This is a genomic window from Frigidibacter sp. RF13 (assembly GCF_026626305.1).
Lineage (GTDB): Bacteria > Pseudomonadota > Alphaproteobacteria > Rhodobacterales > Rhodobacteraceae > TMP-24.
The window spans coordinates 64,696-77,129 of sequence record NZ_JAPNUE010000012.1 but is presented as its reverse complement, the minus strand read 5'-3'; the positions used below and the strand labels follow the sequence as shown (position 1 = coordinate 77,129).

Sequence of the window (12,434 nt, the reverse complement as noted above, 5' to 3'; positions counted from 1 at the left end):
GGCCGGCTGCGGAAGGACTGATTTCAAGCGCTTCAGACATTCTTCACCGTCGGAGATCACGGTAATATCGCCCTTGCCTTCGTAGCCGAGACGCTTGAGGGCTAGTAGCCCTTCCGCCCTCATTCTCCGTCGCGATGTACCAGAAAAGGCGAACAGAACTCCTCGGTCGGATCCGACCCCGCCACGGCTTGCATGGCAGATGACCGCTTCGAAACTTCGCGTTTCACGGCCGCGGATTTGCGGGATGTGAGCAGTATCTATGCTAAGGACAAATTCCCGTTCTGGGTCTTCAGGAAGCGGCAGCTCGCGTTGACGACGCTCCTTCGTATCAACTTGTTCAAAGAACATGCGTTGTTCTTCTTTTTCTTCCAGTCGCTTACCTACTGCCAAGGTGCGATGTCGCAGGGTCGTGTGCCGAGTTGGTGTCTGCCCAGGCAGGAATTCGGCCAGAACTTCCGCTGCTGCCCGGTAGGGCATAAGTGCGCCAAGCTTAGCAGTAAGCGTCATCAGTTCTGCAGTTGCACGGTCAGGGCAGAGCTCGGAGACCGGAGTGATTGTGAAATCAACACCGGGGATGCAGCGGCGGCAGGGGTATAACCGAGGGCTCTCCACGGTGACAGCGCCGTAAACTGTCCGGATCGTTCTGGTCGAATACTCCTTGATCGGTCGCGCTCCGCCACACGCTTGGCAATGACGTCGGAACAGAACATAGAGGGCGCATTGCTGCTCGACGATGTGCAACTGAAGCGAGGCCATTATTGCTTTGCCTTCTTCGATCGACAGGCCGAGGTTACCAGTGGCCAGATCATCGAGGCTCTTCTCGATCTCAAGTTCGAAACGATGGCCTCGCGTGATTTCGTCCGAACCCTCAATACTGATTTTCCAGCGCATCCTGCCTCTCCTTTGCCAAGACTGGCAAAGAGTAAAGCCCGCTTCGGCAAACAATGCACCCCAGGGAATTGAACGGTCTCTCATGTCCATGACTGCAGCGCGACACCGGTTTATCGGGGGCAGGAATGGCTGACGTCGTCCGAAGCAGTGCCAAGCAGTCGATCATCGATCGTCGGCTGTGGCGGATCGACTGCGGGAACCGGGAGCTTGTCGCGGAGCGCTATCGTACCGTGAGCGGTCGCTTCAGGACCGTGTGGCTGGTGCCGGAGGAGAACCTGCGCGGAGTTCTCTGGGTCGAGGTTGTCGAGGGACCACCGAACGATCCATCGCCATGACCCATCAGCTTTCTGAATCGGACCGCCCGGATCGATTCAGAAAAGCAATTGGACTTGGCGAGCCGCAAAGCAGAGTCTGAGCGGGGGAGGACCGCCATGCCTCTGGCACATCTGCACCGCATCGACCCTGAGGCCAACATGTCGCGCTTCTACTGCATCGATGTTGCGGCGACGCTGTTTGGGGACGTATCCGTCTTGCGGACCTGGGGCCGGATCGGGACCCACGGCCGGACGAGCATCGAGACCTGTGCTTCCGTTGAAGAAGCGGAGAGGGCGGCATCCCAGACACTCCGACAGAAGATGCGGCGGGGCTATCTGCCGGCCGGTCAAATGCTACCGCCAGACCTTGCGGTGTGAGATCTGTCAGGCCTTACGCTGAAGCCTGCCTTCAAGCTCGGCACCGGCCTCGATGGCGATCCGCTCATGGATGACATCGGCCTGCACGACCGCGCTCGGCGCGAGCTGAACGTTTCGAGCCGAGATCATACCAGAGACCGCCCCAAGCACGACGAGGTCGTGGGTGACGACGGAACCTTCAACACGACCTGAACCAGCGACGGTGATCTCTGGCGCCTGCAGTGACCCGAGGACGTTGCCTTGGACCTCGATCGGTCCACTGGAGGTGGCATCTCCTTCGATGACAAGGTCCTGCGCGAAAACGCTGCGACGGGCGTTTGCGCCAGCCGGGTCCGGCCAACGGTCGAGGTCGCCATTTGGGATCTTCATCTTGGTGCGGCCTCAGATCAACTTCGTGCCGCACAACTGGACCAGAAGGGAAACGAAAGGGCAACGCGCGGCGCTGTGATCGGCGAAGAAGCGCGTCCGAGCCGCTGCCCTCAATCGAGTCGCATAATTTTGATTATGTAATCTTCATTCAGTATGGTGTCCGCCCTGCGCTATTGAACAGGCTTTACCTCAGGCAACCAAAAGAACCCCCCTGATCCCCATCTCGCAGTATCACTCAGGCCTCCAAAGCGCACTCGCAGTTCGCGACCAAAAGCGAGCGAAGCTTCTAAGGCCAAACATCGGTGACTGGCAACCGCATCGACCGGATCGAAAACTCTGCTCACCAAATCCTCAAACCCGGTGCTAACTCTCACCGCAAGCATCAACTCGTGCGGCCGCAAAGAACGCCAAATCGCCGCACGAAGGCGTGCCTCGTTAAATTTGTCATCGCTAACTACGGTTGCAGCATCAATCGTTGCACGCCCAATGCTAGCGCGAGCTGTTCTATTGCGCCAGTTCTGAATTGCGTTCGCTACGACAAAGCATAAATCCGCTTCCGATAAAAGCGAGCCTTCAACCAACGCCATTAGCGCCCTGGACTTCTCGAGCCCCTCAATATTATCAAGCTGATCCCGTTGCTCCTTATTCCCAATCATCGCGTCAATAAATAGCGAACCACCATAGAATGGAAGCCTGCTTCCGGTCGGAGGATCAAAGAAGACTTCACTTCCAATTAATCCATCGCTAACTGCACTCTGAAGATAATCCCTTCTTGCCTCAAAGAGATCTCGGGAAACTGCATCAACATCTGCCCTACTGAGAACGGCATCCAGTGAGTCGTGTTCACAACACCAGGCGCACTCTTTCCTCCCAAAGTTGGGCAGAGTTACCCTCTCAACGACCGTCAGTTCACCCGTACCTGCGTATTTTGCGCCAATCACAGTGTAATTCTTCATCACGACCGGATCTGACGGCCGCAAAAGGCCAATCATAATATGCATATTTGGCATTGCATCGAGCGATGTTTCTCGAAGATGCCGCTTCAAATCACCAATTGTCTGACCCGTTAGCACCGCAGGCAACAGAAAGACGGACCTCGCCCCTTTTTGGTTAATCGCTTGCAGGCAGTCTGTACGGCCAGAAATCTGACGCCAATCAGGAATAACGTACAGGTCTGATCCCTCCAGAAGTTTAGGAGCGACCTTGCGCAAGCTCTCATACATGATCGAACTAGCGCCCGATCCATCTATAAATACATTACGGAATGGAGCGACGTCCTGAGTTTTGCTCGCCAAACTCTTGAGAAAGGCAGGGTCCGCGAATAGCTTATCAAGATCAACATAGTAAGCATGGTGCCGAATGAGATCATGTCGAGTATCGGAAGCTGTGGAGCCGTTGCGATGGAGGGTGAAGAGCTGTCTACCGCAGTAACGGGCCCAAAACTCAGAATCGTCCCTAATGTCTTGGACGACGAATGGTACAATTTTTGCTACCCTGTAATCTGGAAAATAGCTCGTTGAGCTCACGGCAAGAACCTCAACCTCTTTTGAGGCGCCGGCTTTCTTCCCAATAAGACCCCGGCTCTCCAGAAGCCCACCCATCGAGCAAAGCACGAGTTCTGAGTACTCGGATGTATCCAGAACAGAATAGATGGCAATGAGAACTGCGGAATCTCGAGCGTCGTATTCGGCCAATTGCTCGACTATCGCACGCTCTAGGCCACCAGACGAGTAGAAGCTCGACAGGAAGAGCGCTCTTCCACCAAGCTTTTGCGCAGCATGTATCGCGTCGAAAATCAGCTTATCTTTAAGCGGGCTCGTTGGAATGTAGCTTGGTGAGAAGGACCAGGTAACTCGTTTTCCACTTTCGCCACCGGATCCCTCATAGATCATCAGGTAGTCTGCGACAACAGCGGCTGAAGTTGAAATACTCCAGGTGTCGCACATGATGTGCCTTACGCCACACAAGTGCTCGATCGTCCAGAAGAAGATGGCAGAAAAGAAGCCGGAGCGCGACTGCAGATTTCCTATCCTGACAAAGTAGTCCGACAGGTGGCCTGAGGGTAGCTCAAACAGCGCAGCACCCGCATGCTCAAAGAGAACATCTGGGCTTGAAAGAAAATCAAGAAATTCCGCTTCCCGGATGGCCGAAAGCACTTCCCTTGACTGCGCTAAATCACCGATTACGCGTTGCCAGGCATCGTTGCCATCGGGAATGGATATACTAGCAATCATCCGTTCAAAGTCGCTCGTCCAAACTACAAGCTGGACGTTGGACTCAATCGCTGGTGCAGCAGCTCGCAACCCATCAATCATGGCAGCCAAACTGACTGGGTACTTTGACCAGTTGACAGCGGCTGGGAGGCGATAGACGAAAACGGTTTCGTCGTTCTCACGGCCCGTCCTAACAAGTCCTCTGCTTCGTTGCGCTGCCTCCATTGTTTTCAGCTTGCTGAAAACGCTCAGCTGAGCGTCCTCTTGGTCACGCTCAAACTGGTCCAACTGAATGTCGATGACTCTATATCGCAATCGCTAGATCTCTAAAATGACTGAGAATGCGGTTCCGCGTGAGAGTCTCGACTTTTGCTCAGTTTGCTCGATGTTACTGCCGCTATCATCGAAGTAGACTCCTCCTGGCGTCTCCACAACTATTCTGGCGGAAACTTCGCGTGCAAGCTCTCGCACATCACTTAGTCCTTGCCCGGCTCCCGGCACCTCACGCCCTGCCATTCGGTCATCAATTATGCGCTTCACATTAAGTGTTTCTGGTAGGCTTGCACGCTTCGGGCTAAAGTTGCGAACGTGTCGCTCAATTCCAGGTCCGGTATCGCAATAGGAAAATACGAGAACTCTTTTTCTCTGGCGAGAGAGCCGCTGGTGTAGATTGGGCACCACCTCGACAAACTTCGGGTAGAAGGACTGAAGCTCCAAGTCGAATTTATCTTGACTCAACGTGTGCGGATCTAACAGCGTAACATCTAGGAACGCTAATACGCCAAACAAGTAATCTTCACCCTCGGCCTGGAAATGCTCCCGGCTGAACCTGTTATAGTTCCTGTTGAAGGTTGCGTCTGCATTGGCGTGAGACAGGGCATTCTGCACCAGTTGAAGGTGCATAAACTCGACAAAGCTCTTTCTTAGCATCGCGCTCGCGTCCAGAGACACCGGAGATACTTCAATCGAGTATTTCTTCCAAACTCTATCAACCACCCTGGATATCCGAGGAAGAAACGCTTCTTTTCCGCAAGAGTCAAATACGTCCCTCTGAAACGTGGCTGCCTCTATTGAGGACATTATTCTTTGAACGTGCAAGTCAAGTCGGAATGTTAGTGTATCTTCATGGGACGCATCACTTTCCTGATCTCCCAGAAATCCCTCGAAGTTTGCCGCAGTCTTGAATCTGGTGAATTCAGTCTTTAGAATCGGATCGCCTTTTAGACTACCCAGCCAGGACAGATGTCCGGATAAAAGTTCATACTCTGCACGGGCTTGTGGAGATTTGGAGCTCGCTGCGCGGTTGGTATACTTTTTGAAAAGCGCATTTACAGTTTCAAGCGTTGCTTTGGGGCGATCTAGTTGGTGAACCGCCGCATTGAGGCGATGGACTTTGCGCCCGAAGAGCGAGTTTTCGGGAATAAGGCCATTATATATCTCGGATATCGTTCTCTCTGCCAAGGTGCCTCCCTCCGTTCGCGAGAGCTTACGCTTTGGTCATTTGCTTGCAAGGGTCCGGTGAGGTCTAAGTGCCATCAGTCAGTAGGGGCAGCGCTCACGCGCTGCCCGTTGCCATGCGGTAGACCGGAATCCCCATCTTGCGGGCCTTGTCGGCGAGGTTGTCCTGGATGCCGGTGCCCGGGAAGACCACGACGCCGATCGGCATGCAGTCGAGCATCTGGTCGTTGCGCTTGAACGGTGCGGCTTTGGCATGTTTTGTCCAGTCGGGCTTGAAGGCAACCTGTGGGACCTTGCGGTTGGAGGCCCAGGCGGCCGCGATGCGCTCGGCGCCCTTCGGTGATCCGCCGTGGAGAAGCACCATGTCGGGGTGCTTGGCGTGGATCTGATCGAGACGATCCCAGATCAGGCGGTGATCGGTGGTGTCCCCGCCTGAAAAGGCAACCTTCGGCCCCGGGGGCACCAGGCTCTCGGTCTCTGCGCGTTTTTTGGCGGCGATGAAGTCGCGGCTGTCGATCATCGCGGCGGTCAGGTGGCGATGGCTGGTGCGCGAGCCCGAACGCGGTGACCAATGGGTTCCGGTGGCCTTGAGGAAGAGGTCGGCAGCGGTTTCGCGGAAGAGTTCCATGCTCTCACGCCGGTCGATCAGGCCCTGGCCGATGTCGATCAGGGTTTCAAGCTGGACGGATTTCACCTCGGAGCCGTCCTGTTCGCGCTGAAGGCGCTTCTGCGCTTGCTCGTTGTCGTCGAGCTTGGTCTCGATCCGCTCGGCGGCGCGGTGGAAGGTGTTGACGGTCGACCAGAGGATCTCGTCGAGGTCGAAGTCGAGGCTGGTGTCGGCCATGGTGGAGATCAGGGCGTCGAAGATGTCGGCTACCGCGGTCTGGATGATGTGGTCTTCGGGCGTGATCCGGGGATCGGCCTCGCCCGCTGCGGGACGGTAGCCGTAGAGCTGAAGGTCCTGGATCATGGTGTCGGTCGGCGAGGAGGTGTGTTCGGGTTCGAAGTCGGTGCGATCAAAATCGGGGGCGTACATGGGATGCTCCATCGTCTGGACCGCGACCGTCGCGGCCTTCATGGCGACGAAAATCCGACAAGCGGTCCGGTCTGGCAGCCCGAGCCTCTTGCGAGGGCCTTGATGGCCAAGCCCGACTATTTTGCCTCGCGATGCAAAGGCGGGGTCTTCCCCGCCGGCGGAAAATAGTCGGGCGCCGCCATTGCCTGACCGGACCGCTTGTGGGCCGCTCGCCCTCTCAAAGGCCGAGGCGCGGTCCCGTTGATGGAACTGCAGCCTCGTATGCCCGTGATGAGGTCGGACCTCTGGGATCACCCGCTTCGACTGGTCAGATGATCCTGCGCCATAAAGCGGCTGACATCCTCAGGCGCGAGTTGCGCACGGATATGCGCCCGAAGTGCATCCAGACCGCGGGTGACAAGATCGTCGTTGAAATCCCCCAACATGGGCGAGAGCGTGATCGCCTCGATCCCGACCTCGAGGGCCCGGGCGACCAAGCTATCTCTTGCACCGTCCCCCGCCGGATCGTTGTCGCGGACGATATAGAGCCGGCGCAGATGTGCCGGAAAGAGGAGGGCTGCGAGATGTCCGGCCGAGAGCGCGGCAACCATCGGCATCCTGGGCAGGGCCTGACGGAGGGAGAGCACGGTCTCGATGCCCTCCCCCGCGGCCATGACCTCTTTGGCCACGCCGAAACTGACCGCATGGCCGAGCAAATCTCCCATCGCCTTCCGCTGTGTGTCGACAGGTGCCTTTCTGCTGCCATCTCGCGCAATCCAGGTACGGTGGACCCCGGTGACTTTGCCTTCGAGGTCGGTGACGGCCGCGATCATGGCGGGCCAGGTCTCGGTCTGATCCTCGCCCTGCCCCCGATAGTAGCAGGTCGGGTGGAATTTCAGGGCGCCGGTGTCGCGGAGATCGGTGATGCCACGTCCTGCCAAATATGTTGCCGCCAGCGAGCCTTTGAGCGGGCCGGACATGCTGAGGAGCCGCCGTGCCGCTTCTGACGATCCCGATGGTGCGGGGCCGAGTTTCGGGGTCGGGGTGTTTGGCACCGGGTCCAGTTGCGGCAGGCTGAGGAAGCGGCGGGCTTCCTCGATGACGTCGGCGAAGGTGCTCAAGCCCAGTCTTTCGCGGATCACGTCGAGAAGATCACCATGGCTGCCTTCTGATGGATCCTGCCACTTTCCAGCGGCACCCTTGCCCGAAGCAGGACCAATGAGGCGCACGAACATCGAGCGCCCCGCGGTGTTGCGGACATCGCCGACCTGCCAGTAGTTGCCCTGCCGGCGCCCGTTGGAGAGATAGGTTCGGCAGACGGCCTCGGCCTGTCGGCCAAGGCGCTGCGCCAAATCTGCGGCATCAATACGGGACATCAGGCAACCTCACGCTCAGAAATGCGCGAGATAGGCCAAAGGTTGAAGAGCTTGGCAAGCACTCCCGCGCCTTCATGACCGACCGGCACGAAGAAGCGCAGCTTCCACGAGATGATCTCGCTGAAGAGGCCGTATGCCCGCAGCCGGTCGCGCATCGCTTCGGTGAAGCCGGTCAACTCGATCCGGTTGACCCCCATGACGCGGGAACGGCGCAGTTGCAGGCCCTCGGCCAGATCGAGGATGGTCTTGCCGAGGGTCAGCGCGGCATAGGCCTCATCGGCGGAAAGGCTCGGCACCCCTCCCCCGGTCGCTGTCGCGGCCCAGGCGGGCGAGACCCTGCGGCCGATGATCCGCTCGCCGTCATCGGTCTGCAGGCGATAGACGCGGGTTTCGTCCTGAGGCAGGCGTTTCCAGACCGGCAGGAGCAGGCCAGAAACCACATGCAGCATACTGTCGGTGAACTCGGGCACCTCCGCCACTTCGGCATTCCAGGCGGCGACGAAGGTGGGCCGATCCGTCTCGACCCATTGCGTGCCACCCATTAGGCGGATGGCGATGTTCTGAGCCTCCGTCGGTCGGATCAGCCGCACCCGCCGTTCGATCTCGCCATCATCCAACATCAGACTGGTGGTCTGCACCTGCACCGCCGCCCGGCCTGAGCGGGTGTTGAGCATCAGGGCGGCGCGCGGGTCGTCGAGTTCGGCAAGCGCTTCGTCCAGCAGGCGCGGCTTGTTGCGGCGGCGTTCCGTGATGGAGAGGAGCCGGGTTTCTGCGCCGGTGGTCGGGTGGGTGTAGATCACTTGCCGGTCAGCGACGCGTAAGCTTTCCGCGCGCAAGGTCTCCAAGCCGAGGTCATAGGTCCCCGAAGCCATGGCCCCGTCGATCCGGGCTTCAAGAAGCTGCTCGAAGGCCGTGAAGAGGATGCCTTGCATCTCGATGGTCAGGGCCAGGAGCCGGTTCAGGAAGGTGGTGATCGGCGGCAGATCATCCTTGATGCCATTGGCATCCATCAGCTTCAGCCCGGTCCCCGCCTCGAAACGCTGCAGCGAGCAGCCTTCGATCTTGCCGCGCACGATAAGAAGGTAAAGCTGACGCAGCGCATCGCGGGCATAAAGGCTTTCGAGATTGTCCTCGGGTCGAAACAGTCCCTGCCCTCCCGTTTGACGCTGGCCACGGGTGATGGCCCCCAGCGTATCAAGGCGCCGGGCGATGGTGCTGAGGAAGCGTTTCTCCGCCTTCACATCTGTCGAGATCGGCCGGAACAGCGGCGGCTGCGCCTGATTGGTCCGGTTGGTGCGCCCAAGACCCTGGATCGCCGCATCGGCCTTCCAGCCGGGTTCCAGAAGGTAGTGGACCCTGAGCCTCTGGTTCTTGGCCGACAACTCGGCGTGATAGCTGCGCCCGGTGCCCCCGGCATCGGAGAAGATCAGGACCCGCTTCTGGTCATCCATGAAGGCGGAGGTCTCAGAAAGGTTGGCCGAAGGCGCCCTGGTCTCGACCGCCAGCCGCGCTGCGGGGCCCTCGCCCTTGCGGATGATACGGCGCGACCGGCCCGTCACTTCCGCCACCATCTCCGTCCCGAAATGCTGGATCACCTGGTCGAGCGCGCCCGGAACGGGAGGCAGCGAGCCAAGATGTTCCAGCATCTCGTCACGCCGGGCGACGGCTTCGCGGCATTCGACTGGCTGACCATCGCGGAACACCGGGCGCGAGGACAGATTGCCTTCGCCATCGGTGAAGGGCTCGTAGAGCTGCACCGGGAAGGAATGCTGAAGGTACGAACCGACGTACTCCCTCGGTGTCACATCGACCGTCAGGTCATTCCATTCGTCGGTCGGGATTTCGGCGAGGCGCCGCTCCATCAGCGCCTCGCCGGTCGAGACGATCTGGATCACGGCAGCATGGCCCGCTGCCAGATCGGCCGTGACGGACCGGATCAAGGTCGGGGTTTTCATCGAGGTCAGCAGATGGCCGAAGAAGCGCTGTTTGGTGGATTCAAAGGCCGAACGGGCAGCGGATTTGGCCTGCCGGTTCAACGTCCCATCCGAGCCCGTGATGTTGGCCGCCTCCATCGCCGCATCGAGATTGTTGTGGATGACGGCGAAGGCCCCCGCGTAGGCATCATAGATCCGGCGCTGTTCGTCGGTCAGCTGGTGCTCGACCAGCTCATATTCGACGCCATCATAGGAGAGCGACCGCGCGGTGTAGAGTCCGAGCGCGCGCAGATCGCGGGCCAAAACTTCCATGGCCGCGACACCGCCGGCCTCGATCGCCTCGACGAATTCGGCGCGGGTCGCGAACGGGAAATCCTCGCCGCCCCAGAGGCCGAGCCGCTGCGCATAAGCGAGATTGTGGACTGTCGTGGCTCCGGTTGCAGAGACATAGACAACGCGGGCATCGGGCAATGCATGCTGGAGGCGCAGGCCCGCCCTGCCCTGCTGCGAGGCTTCGACATCGCCGCGCTTGCCCTTGCCGCCGCCGGCATTCTGCATGGCATGGCTTTCATCGAAGATGATGACCCCGTCGAAATCGCGGCCGAGCCAGTCCACGATCTGGCGGACGCGCGAAACCTTTTCGCCGCGATCATCCGAGCGCAGCGTCGCATAGGTCGTGAACAAGATCCCCTCCGAAAGCGTGATCGGTTTGCCTTGGGCAAAGCGCGACAGCGGCGTGACTAGGAGCCGTTCCTGGCCAAGCGCCGACCAGTCGCGCTGCGCATCCTCGATCAGCTTGTCGGATTTCGAGATCCAGACCGCCTTGCGACGCCCGCGCTGCCAGTTGTCGAGGATGATCCCGGCCGATTGGCGGCCCTTGCCAGCGCCGGTGCCATCGCCCAACATGAAGCCTCGGCGAAAGCGGACCGTGTCTGCCGCGCCATCGGGTGCCGCACTGACGGTGTCAAAGGTCTCGTCCACGGTCCAGCTTCCGGCAAGATGGTCGGAATGGGCCTCTCCGGCATAGATCACCGTCTCAAGTTGCGCGTCCGACAGCCGCTGGCAGATGTCCGCAGGCAACATGGGCCGATAGCTCGGTCGCGGTGGCGCGACCGAGGCCATGGCTGCCGACTGCACCAACTTGGTCGGATGCGGCACGGCACCGGGAATCCGGATCGATTGCAGGCCGTATTCTTCGTAGATCGCGTCCGAGAGGCGGGTGGCGTCGGGCGGCACCGCGTCGATGGTCTCATAGGCGAGTTCGACGGCAACGGTGGATGCAGTCGGCTTGCGGATGGCGGGGGCAGCATTGGCCCGAGCGAGATAGCCGCGGACTGAGCGCGCAGGCGAAGTAGGCGACGGCGGTTTCGGCAAATCGACAGCGGGGCGCGGCGGCGCATGGTCGGCGATCCAGCCGAGCAGTGTCGCAACGTCGGGTGCGATACCGGGAGCGGACGGGAAGCGAGTGGGATCTTCGGCTGAAATCTTGTCGATCACCGTCAGACGCGTCGGAAACGTCGTGCCATTGCGGGCATAGACCGAACCGTCGATCGCCGCCGAAAATACGACCGAACCGCGGTCCTGCAGTCGGACGAAGGCGTCGCGCCAGGCAGGCATGTCGGGGCCGAAGCCCGCACCGGTGATCGTGACCAGTCGCCCCCCAGGGGCGAGACGCGCGAGCGCCGAGGCGATGTGTCGAAAGGCAGCGTCCTGAACCTTGCCCGTGACATTCGCCATTGCCGAGAACGGCGGGTTCATCAGGACGACGGAGGGCACGAATGCCGGATCGAGGTGGTCGTGAATCTGCGCCGCATCGAAGCGGGTGACAGAAAGAGCCGGAAAGAGGGAAGAGAGGAGGTCGGCTCGGGTGTCGGCCAGTTCGTTGAGGATCAGGCTGGCTCCGGAGATTTCGGCGAGGATGGCCAGGAGGCCGGTGCCCGCCGAAGGTTCCAACACGACATCATCTGGGCGGATCGCTGCGGCCGTCAGTGCCGCGAGGCCGAGCGGGATCGGCGTGGAGAATTGTTGCAGCGCTTGGCTTTCCTCGGACCGGCGCGTGTGGCTGGGCAGGAGGCCCGCGATCTTCGACAGCGTGGCCAGCCGCACCGCAGGCGTGTCAGCCTTGCTGAAGATGGCTCGGCCGTACTTCCGCAGGAAAAGGACGGTCGCAGCCTCACAGGCCTCATAACCCGTCTTCCAGTCCCACAGGCCGGAGGCATCGGAGGCGCCGAAGGCGGAATCCATCGCCGCGCGCAGCAACGCGCTGTCGGCGCGCTGCCCGCGTTCCATCGAGGGCAGCAGCAAGCGGGCCGCGGCCAGAATGGCGGAAGCCGGAGCGACCGGCGCTTGCGCCAAGGTCGCTGGGGAAAGGTCGTTCATCGGGAAATCCTCGGGAGAGCAGGAACGGGTCAGGCCCGATCAGCGCTCTCTTTCACCCGCCGGACCTGACCCGTCCCGGCACCCCTCTCCCTCTTCGCGCCAGGGAC

At 60.0% G+C, this 12,434-nt stretch carries 8 protein-coding genes and 1 pseudogene; 2 read left to right on the top strand and 7 right to left on the bottom strand.

The genetic code is table 11. From position 1 onward, the window contains the following. A pseudogene (locus tag OU426_RS16520) lies at nucleotides 1–891 on the bottom strand (hypothetical protein); the annotation flags it as partial. 125 nt (nucleotides 892–1,016) lie between these two features. Between OU426_RS16520 and OU426_RS16515 the strand changes: the two are divergent. Together OU426_RS16515 and OU426_RS16510 are read left to right on the top strand one after the other, a co-directional pair. After that, nucleotides 1,017–1,226, top strand: coding sequence for a hypothetical protein (locus OU426_RS16515; protein WP_267635212.1), 210 nt, complete (start codon nucleotides 1,017–1,019; stop codon nucleotides 1,224–1,226). A 96-nt stretch (nucleotides 1,227–1,322) separates the two neighbouring features. Continuing rightward, complete coding sequence (locus tag OU426_RS16510; RefSeq protein ID WP_267635211.1) at nucleotides 1,323–1,583, top strand: WGR domain-containing protein; 261 nt, start codon at nucleotides 1,323–1,325, stop codon at nucleotides 1,581–1,583. Between the two features lie 6 nt (nucleotides 1,584–1,589). Here the strand turns inward: OU426_RS16510 and OU426_RS16505 are convergent, their stop codons facing one another. From OU426_RS16505 to OU426_RS16480, 6 genes are all read right to left on the bottom strand, one after another. Next, on the bottom strand, nucleotides 1,590–1,952 hold the full coding sequence (locus tag OU426_RS16505; RefSeq protein WP_267635210.1) for a bactofilin family protein: 363 nt from the start codon (nucleotides 1,950–1,952) through the stop codon (nucleotides 1,590–1,592). A 170-nt stretch (nucleotides 1,953–2,122) separates the two neighbouring features. Continuing rightward, complete coding sequence (locus OU426_RS16500; RefSeq protein WP_267635209.1) at nucleotides 2,123–4,453, bottom strand: amidohydrolase family protein; 2,331 nt, start codon at nucleotides 4,451–4,453, stop codon at nucleotides 2,123–2,125. A gap of 30 nt (nucleotides 4,454–4,483) precedes the next feature. Then, on the bottom strand, nucleotides 4,484–5,626 hold the full coding sequence (locus OU426_RS16495) for a hypothetical protein (protein WP_267635208.1): 1,143 nt from the start codon (nucleotides 5,624–5,626) through the stop codon (nucleotides 4,484–4,486). A 94-nt stretch (nucleotides 5,627–5,720) separates the two neighbouring features. Beyond that, nucleotides 5,721–6,659 carry a DUF2493 domain-containing protein gene (locus OU426_RS16490; RefSeq protein WP_267635213.1) on the bottom strand — a complete coding sequence of 313 codons (939 nt, stop codon included), beginning with the start codon at nucleotides 6,657–6,659 and terminating at the stop codon, nucleotides 5,721–5,723. A 290-nt stretch (nucleotides 6,660–6,949) separates the two neighbouring features. Next, nucleotides 6,950–8,014, bottom strand: coding sequence for a DUF7146 domain-containing protein (locus OU426_RS16485; RefSeq protein ID WP_267635206.1), 1,065 nt, complete (start codon nucleotides 8,012–8,014; stop codon nucleotides 6,950–6,952). Further along, entirely contained in the window at nucleotides 8,014–12,327 is a 4,314-nt protein-coding gene (locus OU426_RS16480) for a strawberry notch-like NTP hydrolase domain-containing protein (protein WP_267635205.1), read from the bottom strand. The genes OU426_RS16485 and OU426_RS16480 overlap by 1 nt, the downstream gene beginning before the upstream one ends. Nucleotides 12,328–12,434 lie beyond the last annotated feature (107 nt).